Origin of the sequence: Halorhabdus rudnickae (genome assembly GCF_900880625.1) — an archaeon.
Classification (GTDB): Archaea; Halobacteriota; Halobacteria; order Halobacteriales; family Haloarculaceae; genus Halorhabdus; species Halorhabdus rudnickae.
In genome coordinates this window covers 271,320-297,873 of record NZ_CAAHFB010000006.1, presented here as the reverse complement: position 1 = coordinate 297,873, position 26,554 = coordinate 271,320, and the positions used below count along the sequence as shown (strand labels likewise).

The window sequence follows — 26,554 nt, the reverse complement described above, 5'->3', positions numbered from 1 at the left end:
CACCGACTCGTTGGCCGACAGACGTCGTCAGGACCTGCTCAGCAGGACTTGACCTCTTTCCAGGGACCCCACCGGCTGGCTCCGGGCTCGTAATTCTGGTTCCACCACTTGGCCTCCCAGAGACTGCCGTCGTAGCTCACCTGATCACCCTCCGAGTAGGCTATTCTGTAATCCCAGGCCGGCGCATCACAGTTGCCATCGCCATCATCTCCGCCGTCATTGTCGTCACCGTCATCGCCGCAGTCCTTGACTTTCTCCCAGGGACCCCACTGATTAGCTCCGGGCTCGTAATTCTGATTCCACCACTTGGCCTCCCAGAGACTGCCGTTGTGCGTCACCCGATCGCCGCTCGTATATGTCGTTCTCGAGTCCCAGGCCGGCGCATCACAGCTACCACCACCGCCGTCGCTCTCGACAGAGACTGTGACGGATGCGGTGTCGCTTGCGCCGTCGTCGTCGGTGACAGTCACCGTGGCAGTGTATTCGCCAGCGGCACCGTAGCTGTGAGTGACAGCCGCGCCGTCGGCGCTGGCACCATTATCGAAGACCCACTCGTAAGACGAAATCGTGCCGTCGGGATCGGATGATCCCGAGGCGTCGAATTCGATCGATTCGTCGACCACAGCACTCGTCGGGGACGCGCTGGCCGATGCCGTTGGTCCCGTGTTGTCGTCGCCGCCATCGCCCGCAGCGTCGACGAGTGCGGCCGCATCGACGAGTCCGGCACCCTGCTGTTCATCGGACAGGCCGATATCTCTGGCCGTCTGTTTGAGGAGCTGTTTGAGCTCCTCTGCAGAGAGGGACGGATCAGCCGCCAGCCCGAGCGCGGCGACACCCACCGCGGCGGGACAGGCCATCGACGTGCCCGACATGTTCTGGTAGCTCCCGTTGGGCACGGTCGAGTAGACTTGTACACCCGGTGCTGCGACATCGATGTTCGGACCGTACTGGGAAAACCTGGCGAGGTTCTCGCTGGAATCCACTGCCGAAACCGCCACGACAGAGTCGTAGCCGGCCGGATAGGAGACGCCACGTGACCCGTTGTTGCCGGCTGCGGCGACTGGCAGGGCCCCGTTATTCAGAGCGTACTGACAGGCCGTTCGAAGGGTCTCGGTCGGGCCGCCCCCACCGAGAGACATGTTGATGAGGTCAGCGCCCTGATCGGTCGCCCACTGGATACCGTCCGCGATCGCGGCTAGCGACCCGCCTTCCGTCGAAAGGCAGCGACAACTCAACAGCGTGGAGTTGGACATCCCGGCGATGCCCGTCCCGTTGTTGGTGGTCCCGGATGCGATCCCCGAGACGTGGGTCCCGTGTGTTTCTTGACGGGGACGGTCCGGCATCGGATCGGAATCGTTGTTGAGGAAGTCCCGCCCCACTGTCGAGCCGAACTGATCGTTGAGATCCGGATGTTCGTAGTCGGCACCCTGGTCGACGACCGCGATCGTCACATCCGACGATCCGAAGGTCGTTTCCCAGGCTTCCGGTGCGTTGACCTGCTGTGGCGCATACTGCTGGTCGAAACGCAGGTCGTCCGGTTGGACGAGCGGCTTGTAGGTCGCGTTCGGTTCGACGTACGCTACGTCGCTGCGTGATTCCAGTGCCCGAGAGACTGACGCTTGCGTTCGCGCCTGATTGTCGGGCAACTTGACACTCATGAACCCGATCGGGTCGTTCTTCCGCGTGATCTCCGATCCCGATGGGAGTTCTTTCTCGATGTCTGGTTCCGCGTCCGCGACCGAGACGCGCGAGTCGATCCCGACGACGAGTTCACCGTCGTCAGACGGACCTCCAGCGGAGCCATCATCGGCTCCAGCCACCCCGAATAGTGCTGTACTTCCCAATACCCCAATCGCACGGAGGAAAGACCGTCGGCTACTTCCCTCCCCAGGGAGGTCACTATATGACATAGCGCATTCAAGCACACAAAGTGAAAACACAAATGTCTTTATAAACAACAATACGCACGTTTTCTGTAGAGGAGAATTGATCTTGGACAGAAAATATTAGATATTCATGTGTATATAATGGTTTTCAAACTACTTTTCGGCAGTCGTCCCGTTTTTGTATTCGAGCTCGTATGTAGTCTCCATGGGGTGTGGGCCACGGCGACAAGACGACCGAAGCGAGTTCGCGAAAGACAGTCGAACCGCCTGCCAGACAGACTCCCTGGTGGGGTTCCCATGACAGAGACGACATTTACCGTCACGGGTACGGACCACGGACTAGAGACAAACGAATCGACAGTCACCTTCGGCGATCAGATCACCGTCGAAGGGACGATCGTCGGCAGTGACGGGGGCAAGACAGCCGCGCTTTCGGCTGTTGTCATTGATGACGCGGGAACGCTCACAGTGACTATCGAAACTGTTCCCGACGAGAACGCGTCACCGTTCGTCACGCAGGCACTTTTGGGCATTCAGTACCGAATCGAGATCCAGACCGACCGGCAGGCCGAGCGCGTCCGTATCGAACACAGCGGGGTTGATGAGTGGACGGCGACATACACACAGGCCTGATCGGACGCCGAATCGACTCTGCAAGAGTTAAACCGATCCCTGCCGAACGATGGCGTATGAGCGATCAGGGACGGACGGACCTCCGGATGCCTGACGACGACGAGGTGTTCGCCGTCGTCACCAACATGCTGGGGGCCAACCGCATCAAGGTACGGTGTATGGACGGCGTCGAGCGGACCGCGCGCATCCCGGGCAAGATGCAAAAGCGCATCTGGATCCGTGAGGACGATGTCGTCCTGGTCGAACCCTGGGACTGGCAGGACGAGAAAGCCGACGTTACCTGGCGCTACGAGAAACAGGAGGCCGATCAACTTCGTGAGGAGGGACACATCCAGGAACCGTGACGGGTGAGACATGACGGTGGGACATCCACCGACCGGCCGCGTCGAACCGCTGACCAACCGTACGCACACTGTCTCGCGAGGCACTGATGACTGAGTTCGGCCTGATCGACGACGAGGGAGCCGAGGCTCCGGGCGACGAGTTCGCGGAGATCGAGGTTGAGGACACCGAGGCCGACCGGATCGCCCGCCGCCGGGACCGCGAGTTCAGTGAGTTCCGCAAGCGGATCAAAAACACCGAGCAGTTCAAAGTCGAGGCCTCTGTTTTCGACGACGCCACCTTCGCTGCGCTGTACAAACTCGTTCAGGACGGCCACATCGACGCCTTCGGCGCGCCGATCTCGACTGGCAAGGAGGCCAACGTCTATACCGCGCTGGCGAGCGAGGCGCGAAGCGCCTCGGCAAGGCCGAGCGGAGACGAGACGGAGCCGCGAGGCGATCACGAAGTTGCCGTCAAAGTCTACCGGATCAACGCCAGCGACTTCAAGGACATGCGGGGATACCTCGACGGTGACCCGCGCTTCGAGGGGATCGGCTCGGACAAAAAGAAGGTCGTCACTGCCTGGGTCCGCAAGGAGTTCGCCAATCTCAAACGAGCCCAGCAGGCGGGAGTCCGCGTCCCCGAGCCGATTGCGGTCGAGCGAAACGTCCTCGTGATGGAGTACATCGCCACCGACGAGGAGGGGCGGGCCAAGCGCCTCAATGAAGTACACATCGAGAACCCCCAGACGGCCTTCGAGGTATTGCGTGAGTACATGCGTCGGCTCTACGCCGCCGGCCTCGTACACGGCGATCTCTCTGAGTACAACGTCGTCTTTCACGAGGGAGAACTGGTCGTGATCGACCTCGGCCAAGCCGTGACGATTCACTCCCCGAACGCCGAGGACTTCCTCCGGCGGGACTGTGAGAACGTCGCGAACTTCTTCTCACGGCAGGGAGTCGAGGTGACGGCCGAGGGGTTGTACGAGTACGTCACCAGCAGCGACCAGCAGGACGACGATCCGTCGACGGACCCGAACGTTTCGTAGTGATTAGAAACCAGGGGTGTCGTGGCCCTCCCCCTACTGGTGCAGCCGTTTGCGTCCCAGACCTTATCTTAATGACTGGACCGACACAGCGAGGTCGATCACGTTCGGTCGGTCGGACCAGGAGGGGCTTCCGGACGACAGTGACCACAGACAATCCGACTGGAATTTGTCGGTTTAGACCGTCTGTCCCGCCCTGCTCCGGATCGCGTCGGCAAGTAGCGGCCGCATCATGCCGACCAGGGGTGCAGAGTCACCGTCAGTCCAGACCGCGCGGTGCTTGCGGACGCCCGGTAGCGACGTCTCGATGTCCGCACTCACCAACAGCCGCTGGCCGTCGACCATGAGGATAGCGCTGACGGCGCCGGGCTGGATCGGGTGTGAGTCCCACCAAGTCCAGGTTTCGAGGACCTGGGCCGCCGGGAGTTCCTCACGGAATCGCTGGCGGATCGGCGCGGCGGGTGACCCGATCACGATCTCGACGCCGCGGTCGGCCACGGCCTGCAGGGCCTCGAGTAACTCGCCGGTCAGGAGATCCTCGACGGCTGCCGCGAGCAACACCTCTTCTTGGGCGGTATCGAGCAACCCCTCCATGCGCTCGCTGACCTCGGCGTCGCCTTCCATGACCCAAACATCGCCGGCCGCCTTCTCGGCCTCGGGGGCTTGGAGTCGTCCGAGCAACTCGTCCAGTCGCTCGAGGATCTCGGAGACCCGCCGATCCAGCAACGAGATCGCTTCGCCGGGATCGGCCGCGCGAAACTCCCGGGGCGAACCCTGCTGGACGTCGACCAGTCCGTGTTCCTGAAGGCCGTCCATACAGTCATAGACCCGTGCCCGCGGGACGTCCGCGACCTCGCTGACTTCCTTGGCTGTCCCCTGCTGGATCCGGGTCAACCCGACAAAACACTTCGCCTCGTACTCCGTGAAGTCGAAGGTCCGGAGCAACTCGACGCTCTCTTCGACGATCGACCGGCCGTCGTCCCCCGTGGCTGACCCCTGGTCGGTCATGGCTGAACCATCGTTGAAATACCGTTAGATTCCGTTTGTCCCACACCCGAATAATCCTTTGGTTGTTTCTATGGAGGTTACAACGGATGCGTTCCCTTTCTATCCCACGAATTCGCTGGAATCGCTCGGCTCTGGCTTAGTGACTCTCTCAAAATCATTCTCCCTATCGTAACCATACTGTTTCTATCGTAGTGAAAAACTGTCGAAAGCCCTAAATAGACCGATCAGCTACGTAGAGATACCTACCGCAAAGGCGGCACTTCGACCATGTCAAAGACGAATTCGGTACGGACCGTGACCGAGCAACGAACGGGCGACCGACGCAGTGACGAGCGCACGGACGGACAGACGGTCGACACCTGTCCGGAGTGCGATGGAGCCGTCGTTACCGACGAGGAGCGCGGCGAACGGGTCTGTCAGTCCTGTGGCGTCGTTCTGGAGGAAGACGCGATCGATCACGGGCCGGAGTGGCGTGCGTTCACGCCGAGCGAGACAGAATCGCGAAGCCGCGTGGGTGCGCCGACGACGAAGCTCCTCCATGACGAAGGATTGTCGACCTCGATCGGCTGGTCGAACACGGACGCCAGTGGGCGGACGCTCTCGGCCAGTCAGCGCGAGAAGATGGGGCGTCTGCGAGTCTGGGACGAGCGGTTTCGTGCCCGCGACTCCCGGGACCGTAACCTCAAACAGGCTCTCGGCGAGGTCGACCGTATGGCGAGCGCGCTGGGGCTTCCCGAGGACGTTCGCGAGACCGCCGGCGTGATCTATCGACGGGCTCTGAAGGAGGACCTGTTGCCGGGACGCTCGATCGAGGGGATGGCGACGGCATCGCTATACGCCGCCGCCCGCCAGGCCGGCAACCCCCGTAGCCTCGATGAGTTCGAACCCGTCAGTCGTGTCCGCCGCCAGAAGTTCGCCCGCGCTTATCGCTATCTCGCCCGCCAGCTCGAACTCGGGATCGCGCCGGCCGATCCCGCGGAGTACCTCCCGCGGTTCGTCTCCGAACTGGAGGCGACCGAGCGGCTGCAACGACGGGCCCGCGAACTCCTCGAGACCGCGAAAGACGCCGGCATCCACAGCGGCAAGAACCCGACCGGGCTGGCAGCGGGCGCGATCTACGCCGCGGGGTTGCTCACCGAAGACCGGATCACTCAGGGTGAAGTCGCCAAGGTAGCCGACGTCAGCGAGGTCACCATCCGCGATCGCTACTCGGAACTCCTCGAACAACTGGAGCGGGGTAGCATCGACGCGCGGACCGAACGCGGTGCCGTCTGAAGGCCGAGCGCGTGCCCAGAAGATCGGCGGTCGGCGATCGCGCCGAATAGTTTTACAGGTCAGACCGGGTAGTACCGCACTATGACTGACAGCGAGACGGTCACCGTGGGTCGCGTGCTGACGCCACGCACTACCTTCGAGGACGCCGTCATCGCCATCGAGGACGGACACATTGCGTCGATCGACGAGCGCGCGGACGACGATGCCGGGGGGTCGCTTTCCGTCCCTGACGGGATCGCAGTTCCGGGGTTCGTCGACACACACGTCCATGGCTACGCCGGACACTCGGTCGAGGGCGACGCCGACGCACTGGTTGGGATGGCCGAAGGCGTCGTCGAGACGGGCGTTACTACGCTGTTCCCGACGACGACCTCGGAAGGGCGCTCACCCCTCGTCGCGGCGGCCGAAGCGACTGTGACCGCTGGCGAACGCGACCACGACGGCGCCGCGATCGCCGGGCTCCACCTCGAAGGACCGTATCTCAATCCGGACCAGCGGGGTGCTCAAGACCCCAACGCCCTCCGTGACCCGGATCTGGGAGAACTGCAAGAGATCGCGGCCGCCGCCGACGGACGGCTCGCACGGATCACGCTCGCTCCCGAATTGTCCGGCGCCACGGAGGCCGTTCAGTGGGCTCGCGAACGTGGGCTCGTCGTCTCGGCCGGCCACACTGCGGCTGACTACGAGACGGCGTCCCGGAGCTTCGACGCGGGCGTCTCGATCGCGACGCACCTCTACAACGGGATGGCGGGGTTCCACCATCGCGAACCGGGAGTTCTGGGGACAGCGCTCACCCGCGAGGATGTCACGGCCGAACTCATCGCGGATCTGATCCACCTCCACCCCGCCGCGATCGAACTCGCGCTGGCCACAAAGGGTCCGGAGGGATGCATGCTCGTCACCGATGCGATCGCCGCGACGGGGCTCCCGGACGGCGAGTACAGCCTCAGTGAACTGGACGTGGTCGTCGAGGACGGCGTCAGCCGCCTCCCGGACGGGACGCTCGCCGGTAGTACGCTCACGATGGACGACGCCGTCCGGAACCTCGTCGAGTCCGTCGGTGTGGGCCTCCCCACGGCAGTTCAGATGGCGAGTGCGGTCCCCGCCCGGGCGATGGGACTACGCGATCGGGGCCGACTGGCCCCTGGGCTGCGTGGAGACGTGACGATCCTCGATTCGGACCTGCAGGTCCAGGCGACGCTGGTCGGCGGAGAGATCGTCTACGAACGCGAGGGAGTGTGACAGACCTCGTCCATCGTCACAGCTCGATCGTGTCCCCGCGTTCCGGGGCCGCGGCGTCGAACCCGTCTTCGGACAGTTCTCCGGCGAAAGCCTCACAGCGGTCGCCGTGGACGACGAGAACCTGCGAGTTACGGTACTGATCGAGGAAGGCGAGCAGGCCGTCGCGGTCGGCGTGGGCCGAGAAGTCGTACTGTTCGACCTGGGCCGCAACAGGCATGACCTGGCCGTCGATCTCGGCGCGGCCGGTCTCCAGTAACTCCCGGCCCGGGGTCCCTTCGACCTGATAGCCGGTCATCGCGATCTTGTTCACCGGCCGATCGCGAATCTCGGGAACGTAGGTCATCGCCGGGCCACCCGAGAGCATTCCCGAAGTGGTGATGATCGCCGTGTTTTGGGCCGCAATGCGCTCGCGCTGGCCGTCGCGACCATCCACGAACCGGGCGTGAGATTTCGCCCGGCGCAGCGCTTCGGGATCGCGGACGAACTCCGGGTGACGACGGATCAGTTCAGTCACGTGCGTGCCCATTCCGTCGACGTAACAGGGTATGTCGTACGCGTCACAGATTAGCATCGCTTCCTGGGTGCGCCCGATCGCGAACGCCGGGATGACGACCGTCCCGCCCTCCCACAGCGTCGTCCTGACGCTCTCGGCGAAGCGTTCCTCGATCGCCGCCCGGGCTTCGTGGGTCACGTCCGAGTAGGTGCTTTCGGTGATCACCACGTCGGCTTCGGGGCGGGCAGTCGTTCCGGCGACCAATCGCTGATCGTCCGTATGAAAGTCCCCCGTATACAGTAGTCGCGTCCCCCCATCATCGGACTGCGTCCGATTTCCGGAGGCGCTTCGGGACTCGCTATCTTCGACCAGAATGTGGGCACTGCCGGGAATGTGGCCGGCGTCGAAGAAGGTGACCGCGTAGCCCGCCGCCTCGAACGTCTCGCGGTAGCCGTGGGTTTCCGAGACCTGTGTGACGCGTTTGACCTCCTGTTCGGTAAAGGGGCAGTCGTAGGTGCCCCCGTGGAGCTTCAGTGTGTCCCGCGCCAGCGTCAGTGCGAGCTCCCGTGTCGGCGGCGTCCAGTGAATCGATGGCCGGCGATCCCCCGACAACAGGGCGGGGATCATCCCGACGTGGTCGAGGTGCCCGTGGCTCACGACGACAGCCTCGGGGTCGGCATCCAGCGGAAACTGCGGGGGCGTGGCCGTCTTCATACCGAAGTCGATCAGCAGGTCGCCGTCGATCAACACCCCGCTGCGGCCGATCTCGCGGACGCCACCGAGAAACCGGACGTTCATCGCTATCCCGTAGCGGCCGGACTGGTTTGGGGGCGTCGATCCGATCGTGTCTTCGACCGCTGAGGCGCGACCGGACGGCAATCATCGGGTCGACACCGTCAGGCGCCGGGAGTTAAGACGTTCCCGTGGCTCGATATGGACGATGGTTCGGACCAAGACGATACGTCGAAGCTTCATCGCGGGGGTGTTCTTCGTGGCCCCGCTGATAGTCACCATCGTCGCGCTGCGGTTGCTGATCGGCTGGGCGTCGGGCTTCGTCAACCCTATCGTCGAAGCGACTGCGCTCTCACAGTACACTGCCAACATCACACTCGTCGCCCAGGCCATCACTGCGATCACGCTGGTCCTCGTCGTGACCATCCTCGGGTATCTCGCCCAGCGGTCGATCGGCCAGTGGCTGTTCGCGTGGTTCGACCGTGCCTTCGGCCTCGTGCCGGTGGTGAGTGTCATCTACACGAGCGTCCGTCAGATGACCCACGCACTGCGCAACCGGGAGAACCGCTACGAGAACGTGGTTCTCGTCGAGTATCCCCGCGACGGCGTCTACTCGATCGGGTTCGTCACCGCCGAGAGTCCCGAATCCGTCCAGACAGTCGCCGGCGAGGCGTTCAACGTCTTCGTCCCCACCAGCCCGAACGTGACCGGCGGGCGACTCCTGCTGGTCCCGAAAACCGACACCTACGACGTCGACATCAGCGTCCGGCGGGCGATTCGCCTGCTGATGACGACCGGTATGGCCGAAGACCAGACCGGGATCGAGCGCCTGGCCGAAGCGACTGACGTTGACCTTCCCGATGTCGACGATCTCGAGGCCGACAGGCCCGACTGACACGAAGATGGGATTGTCCGGGAGCGTCGCGAAGGGCCGGGACCAGCAACTTTTTAGGCTACCCTAAATAATCGTGCGATAATGCCGACCCAGGACGTCTGCATAATCGTGCCGACGATACGGGACTACGAGTCCGTCCGGGCGTACGCCGAGAACGCCCGCAAGCACGGGTTCGATCTCGAACGGTTGTTCGTCGTCCTCGTCACGGAGGACTTCTGTGACACCGAGGCGATGGAGCGGATGCTCGACGAGGAAGGACTCGACGGCGCTGTCTTCGACGGGAGCGCCCGCGAGCAGTGGTTCCGCGAGCAGGGGATCGAAGAGTACGACCACCTGATCCCGGCGGCCAGTCACGCCCAGACATCTTTCGGGCTGCTGTATCTCTGGGCATATGATCACTTCGAGTACGGCGTCTTCATCGACGACGATACGTTGCCACACGACGATGTGGACTTCTTCGGGACCCACCTCGCGAACCTCCACCACGAAGGGGAAGTCACCGCCGTCGAATCCGACGAGGACTGGGTCAACGTGCTCTATCAGTCCGAGTCCGACCTCTACCCCCGGGGATATCCCTACAGCGCCATGGACGAGGACTGGAGCGAGACGACCACGGATGTCGATGACGTCGTGGCCTCCCAGGGGCTGTGGACGAACGTCCCCGATCTCGATGCCGTGCGGATCCTCATGGACGGCGACCTGCAGGGGCAAGCCCAGACCCGCACCACGGCCGAGGACTTCGGCCGGGACTTCGTAGTCGCGCCGGACAATTATCTCACCGTCTGCTCGATGAATCTGGCCTTCCGCCGGGAGGTCGTTCCCGCGTTCTACCAGTTCCCGATGGACGACAACCCCTGGGATGTCGGGCGGTTCGACGACATCTGGTCCGGCCTCGTCCTCAAGCGTGCTGCCGACGTCCTCGGCAAGCAGATATACAACGGCGATCCCCTCTGTGAACACAACAAAGCCCCACGTTCCACGTTCGGCGACCTGGCGAACGAGGTCGCCGGACTGGAACTCAACGAACACGTCTGGGAACTCCTCGACCGCGCCGGAGAGGATGCCGATTCCTATCGCGAGGTCGCCGACGCAGTGGCTGCGGAACTGATCGGTGCCGACGCCACAGAGTGGGAGAACAGCGAGTTCCTCGCCTACTGTGGCGAACACCTGCAGGAGTGGCTGGACTGCCTGGCAGCTCTCGAGGGCGGGCAAGCGATCGAATCGCGGGCCGCCGCGACGACGGACTGATCGGTCTGGTGCTCCGGCAGCCGGTGTGATTGCCAACCGTCTCCGGGCCGGCTTTCACTTCCACGAGCCAAGTTTCACTTCCGCGGGCCAAGCTTCACTTCCGCTGTCCAAGCACCCAAGTACCGTGCCTGTGAACTAAACCCATGGCCACGTTCCTCACTAAGCTTCTCGATAGCATCGTCGAGATGCCGGCGAAGTTCGCCGACGTCGCGATGCACGATCCCATCGGCGCGGTTCTGATCGCGTTCGGCGCGCTGTTCGTCGGCCTGGCAGTGCTCGCGGGTGGCGTCCTCTCGCTGGGAGCGGTCCTCGACCTGTTCAGTCCGTTCCGGCCCGCGCGAGAGCATCGGCCGCGAGGTCGATAGCCCCCTCCAGATCGGGGCCCAGCGGCGACGCAACAACGAAACTGTCCACGTGCTCGCGAGCCGTGGCGATCCGCTCGGCGACGGTCTCGACGGTTCCGGCGATCGCGAATGCGTCGATCATCGCCGGAGTCACCGCTCCAAAAGCTTCCTCGAAGTCTCCACGTCCGATCGCCTCGCCGATCGTCGCCGCGCGGTCGTGATCGAGATCGTGTCTGTCCAGCACCGGCGGCGCGGCGCTGCCGGCGATGAACGCGACAGGTGGGCGGGCGGCCTCCCGTGCTGCCTTGCCGTCATCGGCGACGCTGACACTCGCGTATGCGGCCACGTCTACCGCCCCACGGTCCGCCGGACGCTCGGCGCGGCCCTCCTCGATCCGCTCGGCCGACCATTCCAGGTCCCGGGGATGGGCCGCGTTGACCAGCACGCCGTCGGCGTGTTTCGCGCTCATCCGGAGCATGTGCGGGCCCTGTGCGCCCACGTAGACGGGGATCTCCTCGACCGCGTAGTTCAGACTCGCGTCCGTCGCCTGGAACGTCCCGTCGTGGTTGACAGTCTCACCGGCCCAGAGGTCCTGTGCAACCTTGAACGCCTCCAGCACTCGGCGCAGCGGCGACTCGCGTTCGACGCCCAGGTTCGACAGCGTCGACGCGTCCCCGGCACCGATACCGAACAGGCCGCGACCATCGCTGACCTCCTGGAGGGTGGCCATCCGCGAAGCCAGCCGGACGGGATGGGTCTCGTAGGGGTTGACCACGCCCGGGCCCAGATCGATCGTCTCGGTCGCCCGGGCGATCGACGAAAGCGTCAGGAACGGGTCGCGGTTGTTGTAGTGGTTGCTGGCGAAGACGGCGTCGAAGCCCGCCGCTTCGGCGCGTTCCGCCAGCTGCGTTACCTCTTCGACCGGGTGTTCAGGGGTGAGTTCGATCGCGTTCATGGGTCGTATTCGTAGTCGGCGAGTGCCTGGCGGACGAAATCGCTCTCGCGGTCGCGAAACAGCGCGTCGTGTCCGGCGTGATCGCCGAACTCCCAGTCGCGAATTACCGCAACTGGGAGTCCGTCGCTTCCTTCACCAGTGACGAGGTTGGCTGTGGCCGCGAGTTCGTCGGCGACCGCCTCGACGGTCGCCGTCATCTCTCGTCCCTCCCGATCGTACTCGCCGCGCCAGTCCCGACACGCCGGCAGGCCGGCCCAGCCGACTGCGACGCCACGCTGGCCCTGGCGGAACGCCCGCCCCGACGTGTCCGTGACGATTACGGGAACGTCGAGTGCCTTGCATAATCCCGTCGCACTCGCCGTGGGATCCTCGGGCAGCAACAGCAGATCACTGCCGGGCACGTTCGAGCGGTCGATGCCCGCGTTGACGGTGATGTGCCCGAAGCGTGTGACCGCCAGGATGAACGGGGACGCGAGGATGATCTCTTCGCTCTGTTCGATGACCGCCTGCGCGAATCGGGGGTCCTTTCGTTCGCCAGCGACGTCGCCGATCCGGGCAGCGATCTCCCGCGCCCGGTCGCCGGGATCGAAGTCTGCCAGATCCGCGTGCCGGCCCTCGGCCTTCGAGACGATCGTGCTGGCGACGGTGAGGACATCGCCATCCTGCAGGTCGACGTGCTCGTCGATCAGCGCCGACAGATCGTCGCCGGGACGGACCTCCGGCAGTCCCTCGACCGCGAAGACCTCCATGCCGTCGACTCCGGTGGGACCCGCCAAAAGTCGCCCGGTCGTGGCCGGTTCGGCCGCCGTCGAAACCGCCCTATCGCTGTTCGCGGCATCTCTCAGATGCCGCTCGCCTGTGTCGAGGCCTCCCTGCGGTCGGCCTCGCTGTTCACGGCTCGCTACGCTCTCACGGCTTCGCCGTTCGAGATACCGAGGGCTCGCTTTGCTCGGTCTCACTTCTCGCGGTTCGTTTCACTCACCGCTCGCCTGTGTCGAGGCCTCCCTGCGGTCGGCCTCGCTGTTCACGGCTCGCTACGCTCACCGTTCACTTTCAATGAGACCTCGCTCCGCTCGGTCTCACTATCCTCGATGGACGGTCACATCGATCTCGCTGTCGGCGACTTCGGCGAGTAACATGGTCGCCTCCGTTGCCGGGGACGCGCCCGTGACGCTCCCGGGGTTGAGCAGGCGCACGCCGTCGACGACCTCGTCCAGCAGTTCGTGGGTGTGACCGGCGACGCCGACTGTCGGCCCTTCACCCGCGTGTTCGGCGACGATCCCAGCGACTCGGGGTTCGTAATCCTGACGCGAACCCGTTCCGTGCGTGACGACGAACTTGACGCCGCCCAGCGTCACGGTCTCGACCGTCGGCAAGCCCAGCGCTCGCGGGTCCATGTTGCCAGCGACGGCCGTCAGACGCTTGGCGGCGCCGCGGACGTCCGCGAGCGCCTTCGAGGAGTCGAAGTCACCGGCGTGGATGACGTGGTCCGCACCTCGCATGCGTTCGAGCGCCCAGTCCGGTATCCCGGGTTCCCTGGTCGGGACGTGTGAATCACTGACGATGGCGACGTCCATGTCGCGCCGTCGTGGACGGACGGCCTTAATTCCCGTGTCACTCCCGACTGTCGGGTCTCCGCGCCGTACCTTCTTTGGGACCCGCCCCCAACCCGCTGTCATGGAGAAGACCGACGTCGTCACCTGCTTCCTCCGGCACGACGCCGAAGTGCTGCTGTTACGCCGTAGCGAGGCGGTGGGCTCCTACCGCGGGCAGTGGGGAGCCGTCGCCGGCCACGCCGAGGGCGATCCCGACGCCGCCGCCCGAGAAGAAATCGCCGAGGAAACCGGACTGGCAGAGGCCGTCACACTCCGACGGCGTGGCGAGGCCTTCGACGTCGTCGACGACGAACGCGGGACACACTGGGTCGTCCATCCGTACCTCTTCGAAAGCGAGCACCGCGAGGTTGAGGTCGATTGGGAGACCAGCGAGTTCGAGTGGACCCATCCCACCGAGATCCTCCGTCGGGAGACCGTTCCGGACCTCTGGGGTTCGTACGATCGCGTGCGACCGACTGTCGAGACCGTCGGGGAGGATCGCGAACACGGCTCGGCATGGCTATCCGTCCGGGCGCTGGAAGTGTTGCGCGACGAGGCAGGACTGGCCGCGTGGGGACCGGACGGCGACTGGTCCGGCGTCGCCGATATCGCCCGGGAACTCCGCGACGTGCGCCCCTCGATGCCGGTCGTCACGAACCGCATCAACCGGGTGATGACGAGGGCACAACACACGCCGGAACGCATCGAGCAGTACGCCCGCGAAGTCATCGCCGAGGGGCTCTCGGCCGACGAGGCGGCCGTGAGCGCCGTTGCCGACCGCCTCCCGGAACGGATCGCGACGCTCTCTCGATCGGGTACCGTCCGCGCGACACTCGAACGGGTCGAACCCGACGCGGTCCTGATCGCCGAGTCCCGTCCCGGTCGAGAGGGGGTCGCCGTCGCCGAGTCACTGGCTGGGGAAACCGACGTGACGCTGTCGAGCGACGCGGGTCTCGCGTGGGCGATCCACGAGTGGGGCGCCGAGGCCGTCCTCGTCGGTGCCGACGCGATCCGTCCCGACGGGGCCGTCCTCAACAAGGTCGGCACGCGGGCAGCCGCGCTCGCTGCTGCCCACGACGGTATCGAATTTCTCGTCGTCGCGGCCGCCGATAAGGTCAGCCCCAATGGCGACCTTGTGATCGAGTCAGCCGGCCCCGAGACGGTCTACGATGGCCCGAGCGATCTGTCGGTCTGCTCGCCGCTGTTCGACGTGACGCCGCCGGACGTGATTGACGCGATCGCCACCGACCGTGGCGTGCTGGATCCGGCGGGTATCGAGACCGTGGCAGCGGACCACCGGGAGAACGCCGACTGGGCGGCCTGAGTCGAAAGTCGAGACGTTGGAATATACAGGCCCCGTCTCAGACGGGCGATTCTGGAAGTGAAGGCTGATTGTCTTCCCATCGAACAGCCGAAAGCACGACCGGAAGTTGCGTGAGGCGGTCTTCGAGGACAGACAGTGGATGTACGTCGAGAAAATCGGCCGCGTGGCGATCGACCGTCGTCCCCTCGTAGTCAACCTGGACGTGACACGGTCCGAGATCGGAATGGTCGGCGTCCCGGTGGAATCCGAGCATAAGATCTCGCTCGGGTTCGATCCAGTTCAGACGATAGAAGGCATAGTCGACGTCGCGGGGATACCAGAATCGTATTTCCAGCCGTGCGGTCCCGGGATCGTAGGAATCGCCGAAGAACACCGCCGTCTTGACGTCGGCAAGTACGTAACGCGGTCGTCGCCGAGATGGGCTATATCGAACGCTCTCACAGCCGGCATGTTTCGAAAGCCTGTCGTGGACCCTCCGGAGTAGCGTTCGTTGCGTGTAACGATCCCGGCCGGCGAGAAACAGCATCGAACGTTAACTCCTCGCTCGCTCGGCCATGGATCGCATCCCCTCGCGGGACGCTTCGACGTCGGCATACAGCGCCAGGGCGTGTTTGAGGATCTTTCGATCTGCCTCGTTCTCCTGCCAGAACGAGATGACATCGCGCCGTTCGCTGATCTCGGCACTCGACAGCGCGTCGTCGGCGAGGGTCTGCTCTAACCCTTCCCAGGAGTCCACGTCGTAGGCTTTCTGCCAGTCTTCGATCTCGGCGGTGATGGTCGCCAGTTCACTCCGGAGTTCCTCGCGCGTGTTCTCCTCGATCAGCGTCCGGATCTCGTCGAAGAACAACTGTGTCCGATCCGGCTGATACCGGGTTGCGTCGTCGCTGTCGATCCGCTGGAGTCGACCCTGTTCGAGCAGATCTTCGAGCGCCTCGTTTGCTGTGCTCCAGGCAACGTCCGCCTGCTCGCTGATCCAGTTAGTCGAGCGCGGTTCACGAAGCGTCTCCGCGACCGACTGGACCCGTTCGCGTGCGCTCGTCGCCGCTGTCCAAGACTGCGTGTCCTTGCGTGGATCGTCCGTCATTCCAGGCTCCTCTAGTCTGACGTTCGTCTTCCCCTCATTTAAAGTCATGGCCTCTTGAATATCTGAGAGTGCTGCGTCGGATCTAGTCGATCTCTCGGTCGCACGGAGAATACGTGTATTTTTCAGGATCGGTCCGCTACACCCTGACGGTGGCGATGACGAGCAGTTACCCCCACTGAGCCCCTTCTGATGAGAAGCTCATCCGAGCCACCGTCGATTCTCCTGGGCGAGCCCCCAGGACACAGCCGGCCCGATAGCTCCGACTATCGGTCCCGATTCGTGTCCTCAGCGGTCGATTCTCGATCGTAACGGTAGTCAGTCGCCCCTGTTCAGCGGGGTTTCGACCGTCGATCTTTCGTGACGAGAAAAGCACGAAGCTACCGGCGGGACTCGCGGCGCGCCCCGACAGCAGGGAGTCAGGCGACGTTGAACCCTTTCTCGCGGAGGAAATCCTCGACGCGCCCGGTGTGATTGCCCTGGAGTTCGATCTGGCCGTCCTCGACGGTACCCCCACACGCGAACTTCGATTTGAGGTCCGAAGACAGGCTGTCCATGTCGACGTCGCTCGGATCGAACCCTTCGATGATCGTTACCTCTTTCCCGTAACGGCGCTCGTCGATGCGGATGTTGATCTCCTGGGACTCCTTGGCGACGTCTTCACAGACGCAGAGCTCCTCAGGCAACCCGCACGTCGAGCAGACTTCCGACATTACAGTCCGTTGTTGGGAATCTTCCTATTAAACACTGTCGGGATTTGCCACGCTACTACCGAAAAGCGACCGCCAGCGCCCGCTTGACTGACGTTCTCACGGGACGTACGTCGAAATAGTTCTTCTCTGATAGCTACGCGACGGCGTCCCCGTCACTCCCTGGCGAGTTCGTCGACCAGTTCGACGGCTTCCTCGGCCGCCGCCTCGCTGACCGTCCCACCGTATATGGCTCGTTCCCGGATGGCTGCGACGCGCCGGGCACGGTCGTCGGCGTCAACCGCGTCGAGGTACGTCCGGACAGTCTCACCCTGTCGGCGTGGTCGATGTCGGCGTGCCAGCAACGCAGACAGTCGCTCGGAGGCGCGTTCGACGTCTGTTTCGGGGTCTCCCCGGGGTTGCCAGCGCAGCCAGACGGCCCGATAGGCCCGCCGACTCACCCCGGTTCGGTGTGCCATGCCGACGATCCCCAACAAGGCAAGCAGCCCCAGCGTTGCCTGTTGGGCCGTCGGCAACCCGACGGTCGTGATGCCCGTCTCCGTCCGGGTGTCCGTTCCCGAACCGGACTGGCCCGATGATTCGCCGTTCGGCGTCAGGGTGACGTCCACCGGCACCTGTTCGCCCTGAACCATCGGCGTGACGAACTGACTGGTCCCGTTGGCTGCGTCCGGTTCGTCACCCTCAGTCGTCGGCGTCGGCGTCCACTCGCCGCGCTGACTGTCGTTGGTGTCGACGTTCGCGCCCCCGCTCTCGCGGGCGGTCTCCAGATCGGTCTGTCTGACCGAGTCCCGCGGCCCCGACGGCGTCGGATCGAATCGGACCCACCCGATGTCCGTAAAGTACACCTCGACCCAGGCGTGGGCGTCGTGCCCGCGGACGACCCACTCGTTCTCGCTGACGCGCTGGCCCGGCCCGTATCCGACGACCATGCGTGCCGGGATGCCCTGGCTCCGCAACATAACCGTCATCGTCGTCGCGTAGTACGTACAGTAGCCCCGCTCCATCTCGAAGAGGAACGCATCGGCCACGTCACCCGACGGCTGGGAAACGTTCAGTGAATACTCCCGGTTGGATTCCAGCCAGTCTTCGATCACCCGTGCCGTGTCGTAGGGGTTGTCGGCGTTGGCGGTCAGCCGCCCGGTCCGGGCACCGACTCTGTCGGGTGTACTATCCGGCAACTGGAGGTACCGGTCCGCGATCGTCGCCGGGTAGTCCTGCTGGGCGGCCCGAAGTTCCGGCAGCGTCGCGACCGGGACGGCGCTCTCGACGCGGTAGGTCTCGTTGGGCGCAAGCGTCCGTGACGGTCGCAACCCGCCCAGGCTGGTAGCGCGTGCGGACTCCGCAGGCAAGCCAGTCACGGCCCGCGGCCGCCAGACAGCCGGCATCGTCCGGATCTCCGTCAACGGCCGGTAGGTCTGCTCGACGACGCGATCCCGGCCGGCCGGCGTTCCGAGCCGACGGTCAAGCGACCCGGTCGATCCCTGCCGGATCCATCCATCGCCAGTGTAGAGGTCGTAGGCGCCGACCCGCCAGTATTCGGATTCGTTGCTCCGGACACGATAGCGGACCGACGAGGAGAGTTCGAGACTCCCGAGAATCTGGAATTCGGAGTCGGCTTCGAGCAGGTTGCCCTCGATCGTGTCGGCCGTTCCGGATTCGCCAAACCCCGGCTTGTTGAGACCGGTATCGGGCGAGAACGTGTACCCCATCCCGGTCGGAACGAGCGTGATTGTCGCCGACGTGAGGATGACCAGGGCCACGACCGTCGCGACGATGTCGGCGTCGCCGACCGACGCCTCGAGTCGATCGAGTTCGCCGACGCCGACGAGCGCGACCACGCCGACGACCCCGAGCAGTGCCAATTCTGGCCCGGCATCGCCTGTCAGGACGAAAAACAGGGTCGTCGTGCCGCCGACGCCAGCGCCGGCGACGTAGCGACGCCTGACAGCGAGATACCACGTCAGGAACACGGGAGCCGGCGTCACTGCGAGCACCCACGTCTGGAGGTTGACGATCGCCAGCACGGACTGACCCGTCAGCAGGGCAATGGTGTAGCGGACGTGGGGCCACAGCTCAAAGCCGACGCGGGGCAGCCCGGTGATATACCAGCCCAGTCCGCCGACCAGCAGGAGCGCCGCCAGCACGACTGCCACCCGGTCAGTCAGATACCGGGCGAGCACCGTCGTCCCCACGAACGTCAGCGCGACGATCGTCAGGAACGTCCGGGGATCGCTGATCACGTCGACTACGTGATAGAGAACGCCGACGAACGAGCCGATCACTAACAGCGTGGCCCCCAATGCCAGCACTCGAAGCGGCGCGGGCACGGACACGCGCTCGAATACCGTACCGACACGCCCCTCGTCCATCCTCACGCGGCGGACACCTCCGTCCGGTCCGGTCCGCCCGACCGTGCCGGGAGGTCGATCGCCCGCTCGCCCGTCCGGATGGTCTCGAAAGCGAGCGTTCGGTCCGCGGTATCGACGGTAACGGCGTCGTCCTCACCGACGATCCGGACATCAGCGTCGTCCCAGGTGCGCTCGTCGAGCGTTCCCGGCCCGGTCTCGGCCAGCAACCTGAGCACGTCACCGCGGTGGGGCCGGCCGCTGCCCGCATCGAGGTGTCCGTCAGGAGCCGTCACTCCGACGTCCAGCCCCATCTCCAAGAGAAACAGGGCGATGCTGGCGGCGGCGCCCGCGGCATCGTCGATCCGCTCGCGGGTCGCAGAAACCGTGAGTTCGACGGTACCGGTCGACTCCTGGCCGGCGAACTCGACGACGACGAACTCCGGTAGCCGCTTGGCACTGGCCTTCCAGGCGATGTCGCGCAGCGGATCGCCCGGCACGTACTCCCGGAGCCGGTCGATCTCCTGTCGCTCCGACGTCCGGGCTTTCTGGACGATCGCCGACAGCGTTTCCGACCCGGAGACGTCGGAGACGGACGGATAGACGAGCACCGACGTCCGCTCCTCGAGGCGCTCCGCTCGCTCGAAGAGACCGAGTGCATCGCGCAGTCGAATCGTCGCCGGGCCAACCGTGTGTCGGCCCCGCTCTGCCAGCGTCAGTTCGTAGGCTATCTCGACCGGCAGCGTCCCCTCGAAGTCGTTTCCGGCCGCCCCCAGCCCGTCCGAGAGATCGTCCGTCACGTGGACGATCGTTCCACGGGTGCCGCTCGCGGCGAGCGTGACGGTCCGGGTCTCAGCCGGGAACCCGGGCGCGGGCGTCGAGCGCTCGATCGAGGGGCGATCGGCCAGCCGAAGCTGGACGGCGCCGACCGCGAGGGCGATCACCGCCGTGACGGCGACGGCGTTCAGCGCCCGACTCCCGAACACCCACGCCACGAGAACGGTGGCGAGGGCCGCCCCGACCACCGCCCACCCGCGTCGAGTCAGTCGCATGGATCACTCGACGGGGACTGCCTCGATCATTTCCTCGAACAGTCCGGCAGCCGTCGTCTCGTCGAGGCGCGTACGGAGTCGATGGGGGAAGACGACTTCGGCCTCCATCTGTACGTCGTCGGGGACGACGTAGCCACGTCCCTCGAGAACAGCCCGGCCCTGGGCCGCCCGGAGCAACAGCAACGACGCCCGCGGACTCGCACCGAGTTCGGCGTGTTCGCGCGTGTACCGCGCCAGTCGGGTCACGTACTCCCGGATCGGTTTCTCGACGGTCACGTTCGCGGTCACCTCCCGAGCCGTCTCGAGGTCCGACAGCGTCGCGACCGGATCGACCGCCTCGATCGGATGTCTCCCGACGACCCGTTCGAGCATCTCACTTTCCTCCTCCTCCCCGGGGTAGCCGAGTTCGAGTTTCTTCATGAAGCGGTCGAGTTCGGCCATCGGCAAATCGTAGGTTCGGTCGCGCTCGACGGTGTTCTGGGTCGCAATGACGGTGAACGGCTGTGGGACCGCGTGTGTCTTGCCGTCGACTGTGACCTGCTCTTCCTCCATTGCTTCAAGCAGCGCACTCTGGGTCTTCGGCGGTGCCCGATTTATCTCGTCGCCAAGCACCACGTTGGCGAAGATAGGGCCGGGCCGAAACTCGAAGGCCCCGGTCTCCTGGTTGTAGACGCTCGCCCCCGTCACGTCCGAGGGAAGCAGATCCGGCGTGAACTGGATGCGCTTGAACGAACTGTCGAAGGAGGCCGCAATCGCCCGCGAGAGCATCGTCTTGCCGACACCGGGGACGTCCTCCAAGAGAACGTGTCCCCGGCCGAGCATCGCCGTGAGAATGTGTTCGACGACCTCGCGGTGACCGACGATGACCTCCCCGACGGACTCGATGACGCGCCCGACCGTCTCCCCTACCTCCTCGACTGCCTCGTCGTGGGACCGACTTGCCGCGGTCGGTTCAGTCCCCGTCATGGTTCGTCTCGACCCACGGCGTGTTGGTGTCTGCCCCTGTCCGCCCGCCTAGCCCTCTCGTCGGCCGACGTGACTCCGATCGTTCGCCGCGGCACTCGCGGGACTGACTGTTGATTGTGGGCGCGTCCCATGGATACACGGCACAATATATGTGACTGGCGTACTTGTGGGTCACGGTAGTTGATGTCTGTGTGGGACGACGGCGATCTGCCGATCGACTGCGTGATCAGCGACGATTGGATGGCTGGCCTCGACGGACTCGAACTGCACGACCACGTCACCGAGCGCCGTCCGACGGGAAGCGACCAGACCGGTCCGGACGCCGGGCTGAAGACGATCCGCCGTCCGTTTCGCCAGCCGAGACTGGCGCGTCGACCACGCACCTGCGGGACCCACAGCGTATTTCCTCGGATACGCCGTAAATAGCGGCGTGAATCTCACCGAGCATTTCGAGGACTTCGGCCGCCGGGACTGGGAGACTGACGACCTCGAGGGGACGGTCCGGTTGGCGCTGATCGGTGCCGGGTGGTTCACCCGCGAGTGGGCGCTACCGGGGGTCGAACGCGCCGCCCACACCGAGCCGACGGTGATCGTCGACGTCGATCCCGAACGTGCCGAGGCACTCGCCGACGAGCATGGCATGACCCACCTCACGCCCGGGGAGTTCCACGACGGTGTCGCCCAGACCGAGTACGACGCCGTCTACGTCTGTACGCCGAACGCGACCCACCTGGAGTACGTCGAGACGGCGGCCGCGACCGGCACAGACGTCCTCTGTGAGAAGCCGATGGAAGCCGACGCCCGACGGGCGGCCCAACTCGTCGAGGTCTGTGAGCGGGCCGACGTCTCGCTGATGATCGGCTATCGGATGCACCTCGATCCCGTCGTCAGGCGAAGCAAGGAAGTGATCGAGGCGGGTGCGATCGGCGAAGTCGTGCAAGTACAGGGCAACATGTCCCAGCGGATGATCGCCGAACTCGAGGGCGACGCTGGCGAGCAGTGGCGACTGGACCCCGACCTCGCCGGTGGCGGCGCGATGATGGACATCGGGATCTACCCGCTGAACACGACGCGGTTCCTGCTTGACGCCGATCCCGAGCGAGTCTCCGCTTCGATCGGGTCGACCCACGAGGCGTTTGCCGATGTCGAAGAGCAGGTCGCCGTCCGGGCGACCTTCGAAGGTGACGTCCCCGTGCTGTTCACGGCCAACCACAATGCCTACCACGACAGCTTCCTCCGGGTGACCGGCACGGATGGACAGGTCATCATCGACCCGGCGTTCTTCGAGCGTGAGGACCGTGGCCTGGAGATCCGACGCGACGGCGAGCGGATCGACATCGACGTCAGCCAGGTCCACCAGCTCGAAGAGGAGTTCGCGTACTTCGCCGAGTGCCTGCTGTCGGGTCGGGATCCCGGACCGGATGGCGAGCACGGCTGCCTGGACATGCGAGCCATCGATGCGATCTACGAATCCGCCGAGACGGGCGAGACAGTACCCGTCGACAGGTGAAGGCGCGAAGGAGAGTGCACGACGTCTTCCGGATGGGAAACCGTCGGTTCACGAAGGAACGAGCAAGGCAGAATCACCCTCGCTCACTGAATCGAGGGTGGCGTTGTGATGAGTACACCATGCCGGTCGGCCGACACGGGCGGAGTTAGGCCTCGGACGGGTTGTGGGTCTGCTGGCCGAGCGCCCGGGCCAGTGCGATCACGACGCCCAACCCGGCCTTGACGTCGGGGTCTCGAGTGGCCTTCAGCAACCCGATCGCGCCGACTTCTTCGGGTTCCTCGCTGGTCGCCTCGCCCAGCGCCGCCAGTGCGTCTTCCAGTCCGCGCGCGATGTCGTCGTCCGCTGCGGTGTCGGCGACCTCGCCAAGTCGCGTTCCGGTCGAAGCAAGCGACATGACCATCTCGTCGTCCATCGCAGCGCTCGCCAGCGAGGCGAGTTCGGCCAGGTCGAGTAGATCGTCGAGCGTGCCCGTCCGCTGCAGCTCGGCGACTTTCTCGACACCGTCGGCGAGGTCGTCGGCGTTTTGCCCGACGGCTTCGCCCAACTGAACGGTCTCGTCGGTGGCAATTTCGTTGGCGGCCAGCCCGAGATTCGTTCCCGTTCCGGCCAGCGACTGGATCATCTCGTCGTCCATCGCCGAGGTGGCGACGTCGGCGGCGTCCAGCAGATCGTTGACCAGCCCGAGGCGTTCGAGCAGACGGGCGACCTCCTCGGGGTTGTCCGCGACCAGCGATTCGAGGTCGGCCGGCGCGTCGGTCTCGTCGTCCATCGCCGCGGTTTCGGAGTCGCTCACGCGAACCACCTCACAGGAGCCCTCTGGCGGTCAACCAGTAGGACTCGTTGTAGCCCAGTTTCGCCCAGTGGACGGGTTTGGAGGGTTCGCGCATGGTCGGTTCGTCACCGTACGCGAACTCGACGAACGTCGCCTCGTCCATGCCGGTCTCGATGAAACAGACCGTCTTGCCTTCGTATGCGGATGTCGGGGTTTCCCCACGAACGCGGCTGGCGATCCGGTCGGCGACGACGCCCGCCTCGTAGTGGGCGACGCTGCCGGCCTTGCTCGTCGGGACGTCGGCCACGTCGCCGATCGCGTAGACATCGTCGGCGTGTTCAGCTTCCAGTGTCGCCCGGTCGACGTCGATCCAGGTGTCGCCCAGTCCGGATTCACTGACCAGCTCGCTGGCAGTGTGGGGCGGGATCGCCACGAGCAGATCGTACTCGAGTTCGTTGCCCTCCATCGTCTCCAGGACTCTCTCGTCGGGATCGACCGTCTCGGCGTTGAAGAACGTCTCGACGTTGATGTCCCGTTCCGCGAGTTTCGGCGTCGCCCAGTCGGCGACCGACTGCAGGCCGTGGGCGCGCTGGATCGGGTACGTGTAGGTGATTTCGACGTCCTCGCGGAGTCCGCGACGGCGCAGCCAGTCGTCGGCCATGAAGACGAACTCGAGGGGGGCCGCCGGACACATGTGGGGCACGCCGATGACCGATAGCACGAGATGGCCCTCCTCGAAGTCGGCCAGTTCGTCACGGAGAGCCTCGGCGCCCGCAGGTCCGTAGAAGTGGTGGCCCCCTTCAGCGAGACCTGGGACTTCCTCTGGGGCGAGGTTCGCGCCCGTCGCCATCACGAGGTGATCGTAGCCGAGTTCGCCGCCGTCTTCGAGCGCGACGGACTTCCCGTCGGTGTCGATCCCCGTCACGCGATCGACGCGAAGATCGACCCGGCGGTCCAGCAGATCCGACAGGGGCCGCCGTGCCTCCTCGACGGTCTTCTTGCCGAAGGGGACGTAGAGGTAGGCGGGTTTGTACTGCTGGTCCTCGCCGTCGTTGATCACGGTCACGCGGGCGTCGCCGGCGTCGATCGCCGACCCGAGTCGCTCGGCGAGTCGGTTCGCCAGGACAGTGCCGCCGGTGCCGCCACCGACGACGACGATCTCTTCGGTCATGTGGTCTCGACGTAGATGGCCCAGTGGTCGTCGTGTTCTTCGATCGTTACCAGTTCGTGCCCTGCCTCTTCGAGCCACTCGGGCACGTCGTTCTTCGAACCCTCGTCGCTCGTCAGCAGTTCGATGACGGTCCCGGCTTCGACCTCTTTGACCTTCCCGATGAGGTCCATCAGCGGGCCGGGACAGGTTGCGCCGCGCGAGTCGAGTTCGATATCTGGGGTTGGTGTGTCACTCATGGTGGTCACCTCAGACGAACAGCACCTGCTTGTCCGATGCACGTTTCAGGAAGCCGGCGACACCAAGCGTGTCGTCGAAGACGTCGACGTAATCGTCGAGATCCGTATCCATGATGTCCATCACCATCTCGCAGGCGTAGACCTCGAGCGGACCGATTCCCTTTGCGCGTTCGAGTTGCTCGAAGAACAGCGGGACCTCGTCGCCACCGCCCTGGAGCATCGCTTCGCCGGCCGGCCCGGCCACCTGGAAATCACCGCTCTCGATGCGGTCTTTCTCGAAGGCCGAAAGGCCGTTCATCGTTACGAATACCTGTACTGGCGTGTCCGAGGACGCCGCGATCGAGCTGATCATGCTGACTGCCTGTACACGCTCCAACTCTCCGGATGCGAGGACCACTGCGTATCCTGTCATAGCTGTCTCACACATTCGGATTGGTTCCCGGACGTTATAGTATTTCGCAATCATTCCAAGATAGTGAGAAAACAGATCAGTCGTCGCGTGGCTATTGGGATACGTCGACACGGAAGGAGTACCCACTCGGTCGTTTTTTGAGGCGGCCGGTCATCTGTCCGGCAATGACCGTCCGCGAGGTGGCCGCCCGGGCCTACAGGGAGGGGCTGCCGGCACTTTCGGCCAGCCTCGTGGGCGGCTTGCTCGCTGGTGTCGTCCTCGGCGGGATGCGGGCAGAACTGACTGCGATCGACGGGTTGCTCGTCCTGGTCCCGGCGTTGCTCGCCACACGAGGGAACGTCTACGGGTCGCTAGGTGCGCGGATCGCGACCGCGCTCCACCAGGGGTTGCTCGAACCGCGCGTGAGTGAGGCCGACGATCGCCTGCTACGGGCGGTCGCGGCGGCGATCGCCAACGGCCTGCTCGCCAGCGCCTTCGCGGCCGTCGTGGCGACAGCGGCGCTCGCCTGGCTGGCTCGACCCGCTGCCAGTCTGGCGATTCTCGTGGTTGTCGCCGTCATTTCCGGGTTGCTCTCCGGACTCGCGCTGGCGACGACGGTCGTCCTGTTCGTCTTCGCGGGCTTCCGTCGCGGGTACAACCCTGACACGCTGGTGGGGCCGCTGGTCACGACTGCGGGGGATGTCTTCGGGATGGGCGCCCTGCTGCTCGCCGCCAGGCTCGTCATCTGGGGGGTCGGCTGACGTGGCCCGAACCGACTGGACGGTCCGGGCGATCACGCGAGCGATGTTGCCAGTCTTGCTCGTGTTGACTACGATCGAGATCGGCAGCGGGCTCGTCCTCGGGAGTTTCCAAGCCGATCTGCTAACCTACCCCTCGCTGTTGATCCTCGTACCCGTCACAATCGGGACGGCAGGCAATCTCGGGTCCATGCTGGCCGCGCGACTCTCGACGGCGTTTCACCTCGGGACGCTCTCCTTTGCCGTCGACGACGATCGACTGCTGGGCAATGCCGTCGCTACGGTCGCACTGGCGGTGTCGGTCTTTCCCGTGATCGGCGTTGGCGCATGGGGCTTAGGTGTGCTCACTGGCGGGCCAGCCCTGTCAGTGACGACGGTGCTCGCCGTTGCCGTCACCAGCGGCGCGGTGCTGTCGATCCTGGCGATCGTAGTAACCGTCGTAGCGACGTACGTGGCCTATCGGCTGGAACTCGATCCCGACGACGTGGTGATCCCCGTCGTCACGAACGTCTGTGACGTGCTTGGCGTGGTGGTGCTGTTCGTCGTCGTCCAGATACTGGTGTAGG

At 64.9% G+C, this 26,554-nt stretch carries 29 protein-coding genes; 13 read left to right on the top strand and 16 right to left on the bottom strand.

Going from position 1 to position 26,554, the window contains the following annotated elements; all coding sequences use genetic code 11:
- Positions 1–38 precede the first annotated feature (38 nt).
- Positions 39–1,910, bottom strand: a complete 1,872-nt coding sequence (locus BN2694_RS16465) for a S8 family serine peptidase (RefSeq protein ID WP_167880070.1) — start codon at positions 1,908–1,910, stop codon at positions 39–41.
- Between the two features lie 273 nt (positions 1,911–2,183).
- Between BN2694_RS16465 and BN2694_RS16460 the strand changes: the two genes are divergently transcribed.
- The 3 genes from BN2694_RS16460 (at position 2,184) to rio1 (ending at position 3,888) form a co-directional block, all read left to right on the top strand.
- On the top strand, positions 2,184–2,519 hold the full coding sequence (locus BN2694_RS16460; RefSeq protein WP_135667602.1) for a hypothetical protein: 336 nt from the start codon (positions 2,184–2,186) through the stop codon (positions 2,517–2,519).
- Positions 2,520–2,575: 56 nt separating this feature from the next.
- A complete protein-coding gene (gene eif1A, locus BN2694_RS16455) occupies positions 2,576–2,863 on the top strand; it encodes a translation initiation factor eIF-1A (RefSeq protein WP_135667600.1) in 288 nt (95 codons plus the stop codon).
- A gap of 86 nt (positions 2,864–2,949) precedes the next feature.
- The gene (gene rio1, locus BN2694_RS16450; protein WP_135667598.1) at positions 2,950–3,888 is read left to right on the top strand and encodes a serine/threonine-protein kinase Rio1; all 939 of its coding nucleotides are present in this window, start codon (positions 2,950–2,952) and stop codon (positions 3,886–3,888) included.
- A gap of 174 nt (positions 3,889–4,062) precedes the next feature.
- On the opposite strand, the gene BN2694_RS16445 is transcribed toward rio1, so the two are convergent.
- Positions 4,063–4,893, bottom strand: a complete 831-nt coding sequence (locus BN2694_RS16445) for a TrmB family transcriptional regulator (RefSeq protein WP_135667596.1) — start codon at positions 4,891–4,893, stop codon at positions 4,063–4,065.
- Between the two features lie 267 nt (positions 4,894–5,160).
- On the opposite strand from BN2694_RS16445, the gene BN2694_RS16440 reads away from it, so the two are divergent.
- Positions 5,161–6,168, top strand: coding sequence for a transcription initiation factor IIB (locus tag BN2694_RS16440; protein ID WP_135667594.1), 1,008 nt, complete (start codon positions 5,161–5,163; stop codon positions 6,166–6,168).
- An 81-nt stretch (positions 6,169–6,249) separates the two neighbouring features.
- Positions 6,250–7,410: an N-acetylglucosamine-6-phosphate deacetylase gene (nagA, locus tag BN2694_RS16435; protein WP_135667592.1), complete on the top strand. Its 1,161-nt coding sequence runs from the start codon at positions 6,250–6,252 to the stop codon at positions 7,408–7,410.
- A 16-nt stretch (positions 7,411–7,426) separates the two neighbouring features.
- Here nagA and BN2694_RS16430 read toward each other — a convergent pair whose 3' ends face one another.
- Entirely contained in the window at positions 7,427–8,701 is a 1,275-nt protein-coding gene (locus tag BN2694_RS16430; RefSeq protein WP_135667590.1) for an MBL fold metallo-hydrolase, read from the bottom strand.
- A 142-nt stretch (positions 8,702–8,843) separates the two neighbouring features.
- On the opposite strand from BN2694_RS16430, the gene BN2694_RS16425 reads away from it, so the two are divergent.
- The 3 genes from BN2694_RS16425 to BN2694_RS16415 all read left to right on the top strand — a co-directional run bounded on the left by BN2694_RS16425 (position 8,844) and on the right by BN2694_RS16415 (position 11,143).
- Positions 8,844–9,530 carry a DUF502 domain-containing protein gene (locus tag BN2694_RS16425; protein WP_135667587.1) on the top strand — a complete coding sequence of 229 codons (687 nt, stop codon included), beginning with the start codon at positions 8,844–8,846 and terminating at the stop codon, positions 9,528–9,530.
- Positions 9,531–9,611: 81 nt separating this feature from the next.
- Positions 9,612–10,778 (top strand): alpha-1 4-glucan-protein synthase, encoded by a 1,167-nt coding sequence (locus tag BN2694_RS16420; protein ID WP_135667585.1) that lies wholly within the window; start codon positions 9,612–9,614, stop codon positions 10,776–10,778.
- Between the two features lie 143 nt (positions 10,779–10,921).
- Positions 10,922–11,143 carry a hypothetical protein gene (locus tag BN2694_RS16415; RefSeq protein WP_135667583.1) on the top strand — a complete coding sequence of 74 codons (222 nt, stop codon included), beginning with the start codon at positions 10,922–10,924 and terminating at the stop codon, positions 11,141–11,143.
- Here BN2694_RS16415 and BN2694_RS16410 read toward each other — a convergent pair.
- The 3 genes from BN2694_RS16410 to BN2694_RS16400 form a co-directional block, all read right to left on the bottom strand.
- On the bottom strand, positions 11,097–12,077 hold the full coding sequence (locus BN2694_RS16410; protein ID WP_135667581.1) for a 5,10-methylenetetrahydromethanopterin reductase: 981 nt from the start codon (positions 12,075–12,077) through the stop codon (positions 11,097–11,099). The two genes, BN2694_RS16415 and BN2694_RS16410, sit on opposite strands and share 47 nt — an antisense overlap.
- Positions 12,074–12,826: a coenzyme F420-0:L-glutamate ligase gene (locus BN2694_RS16405; protein ID WP_135667580.1), complete on the bottom strand. Its 753-nt coding sequence runs from the start codon at positions 12,824–12,826 to the stop codon at positions 12,074–12,076. Before BN2694_RS16405 ends, BN2694_RS16410 begins: the two co-directional genes overlap by 4 nt.
- A gap of 333 nt (positions 12,827–13,159) precedes the next feature.
- Positions 13,160–13,654: a metallophosphoesterase family protein gene (locus BN2694_RS16400; RefSeq protein WP_135667578.1), complete on the bottom strand. Its 495-nt coding sequence runs from the start codon at positions 13,652–13,654 to the stop codon at positions 13,160–13,162.
- A 100-nt stretch (positions 13,655–13,754) separates the two neighbouring features.
- Here BN2694_RS16400 and BN2694_RS16395 point away from each other — a divergent pair, with 100 nt between their 5' ends.
- Positions 13,755–14,996: an NUDIX domain-containing protein gene (locus tag BN2694_RS16395; protein ID WP_135667576.1), complete on the top strand. Its 1,242-nt coding sequence runs from the start codon at positions 13,755–13,757 to the stop codon at positions 14,994–14,996.
- 139 nt (positions 14,997–15,135) lie between these two features.
- Positions 15,136–15,480, top strand: a complete 345-nt coding sequence (locus tag BN2694_RS17475) for a hypothetical protein (RefSeq protein ID WP_210409008.1) — start codon at positions 15,136–15,138, stop codon at positions 15,478–15,480.
- A gap of 48 nt (positions 15,481–15,528) precedes the next feature.
- On the opposite strand, the gene BN2694_RS16385 is transcribed toward BN2694_RS17475, so the two are convergent.
- The 6 genes from BN2694_RS16385 to BN2694_RS16360 all read right to left on the bottom strand — a co-directional run bounded on the left by BN2694_RS16385 (position 15,529) and on the right by BN2694_RS16360 (position 21,546).
- Complete coding sequence (locus tag BN2694_RS16385) at positions 15,529–16,080, bottom strand: DUF7342 family protein (RefSeq protein WP_135667572.1); 552 nt, start codon at positions 16,078–16,080, stop codon at positions 15,529–15,531.
- 416 nt (positions 16,081–16,496) lie between these two features.
- Positions 16,497–16,790 (bottom strand): stress response translation initiation inhibitor YciH, encoded by a 294-nt coding sequence (yciH, locus tag BN2694_RS16380; RefSeq protein WP_135667570.1) that lies wholly within the window; start codon positions 16,788–16,790, stop codon positions 16,497–16,499.
- A gap of 152 nt (positions 16,791–16,942) precedes the next feature.
- Positions 16,943–19,156 carry a transglutaminase-like domain-containing protein gene (locus BN2694_RS16375; protein ID WP_244605491.1) on the bottom strand — a complete coding sequence of 738 codons (2,214 nt, stop codon included), beginning with the start codon at positions 19,154–19,156 and terminating at the stop codon, positions 16,943–16,945.
- 2 nt (positions 19,157–19,158) lie between these two features.
- A complete protein-coding gene (locus BN2694_RS16370) occupies positions 19,159–20,184 on the bottom strand; it encodes a DUF58 domain-containing protein (RefSeq protein ID WP_135667565.1) in 1,026 nt (341 codons plus the stop codon).
- A 3-nt stretch (positions 20,185–20,187) separates the two neighbouring features.
- Positions 20,188–21,150 carry an AAA family ATPase gene (locus tag BN2694_RS16365; RefSeq protein ID WP_135667563.1) on the bottom strand — a complete coding sequence of 321 codons (963 nt, stop codon included), beginning with the start codon at positions 21,148–21,150 and terminating at the stop codon, positions 20,188–20,190.
- 171 nt (positions 21,151–21,321) lie between these two features.
- On the bottom strand, positions 21,322–21,546 hold the full coding sequence (locus BN2694_RS16360) for a hypothetical protein (RefSeq protein WP_135667561.1): 225 nt from the start codon (positions 21,544–21,546) through the stop codon (positions 21,322–21,324).
- A 34-nt stretch (positions 21,547–21,580) separates the two neighbouring features.
- Here BN2694_RS16360 and gfo6 point away from each other — a divergent pair, with 34 nt between their 5' ends.
- Positions 21,581–22,660, top strand: a complete 1,080-nt coding sequence (gene gfo6, locus BN2694_RS16355) for a D-xylose 1-dehydrogenase Gfo6 (RefSeq protein ID WP_135667559.1) — start codon at positions 21,581–21,583, stop codon at positions 22,658–22,660.
- A 145-nt stretch (positions 22,661–22,805) separates the two neighbouring features.
- Here gfo6 and BN2694_RS16350 read toward each other — a convergent pair whose 3' ends face one another.
- The 4 genes from BN2694_RS16350 to BN2694_RS16335 are packed head-to-tail and all read right to left on the bottom strand — an operon-like array spanning position 22,806 to position 25,251.
- A complete protein-coding gene (locus BN2694_RS16350; RefSeq protein ID WP_135667779.1) occupies positions 22,806–23,429 on the bottom strand; it encodes a DUF1641 domain-containing protein in 624 nt (207 codons plus the stop codon).
- 34 nt (positions 23,430–23,463) lie between these two features.
- Positions 23,464–24,603 carry an NAD(P)/FAD-dependent oxidoreductase gene (locus BN2694_RS16345; RefSeq protein ID WP_135667557.1) on the bottom strand — a complete coding sequence of 380 codons (1,140 nt, stop codon included), beginning with the start codon at positions 24,601–24,603 and terminating at the stop codon, positions 23,464–23,466.
- Complete coding sequence (locus BN2694_RS16340) at positions 24,600–24,839, bottom strand: sulfurtransferase TusA family protein (protein WP_135667556.1); 240 nt, start codon at positions 24,837–24,839, stop codon at positions 24,600–24,602. The genes BN2694_RS16345 and BN2694_RS16340 overlap by 4 nt, the downstream gene beginning before the upstream one ends.
- A 10-nt stretch (positions 24,840–24,849) precedes the next feature.
- Positions 24,850–25,251, bottom strand: coding sequence for a hypothetical protein (locus tag BN2694_RS16335; RefSeq protein WP_135667554.1), 402 nt, complete (start codon positions 25,249–25,251; stop codon positions 24,850–24,852).
- A gap of 164 nt (positions 25,252–25,415) precedes the next feature.
- Here BN2694_RS16335 and BN2694_RS16330 point away from each other — a divergent pair, with 164 nt between their 5' ends.
- On the top strand, positions 25,416–25,991 hold the full coding sequence (locus BN2694_RS16330) for a magnesium transporter (protein WP_135667552.1): 576 nt from the start codon (positions 25,416–25,418) through the stop codon (positions 25,989–25,991).
- Between the two features lies 1 nt (position 25,992).
- On the top strand, positions 25,993–26,553 hold the full coding sequence (locus BN2694_RS16325) for a magnesium transporter (protein WP_135667550.1): 561 nt from the start codon (positions 25,993–25,995) through the stop codon (positions 26,551–26,553).
- The last annotated feature ends 1 nt before the right edge of the window (position 26,554 follow it).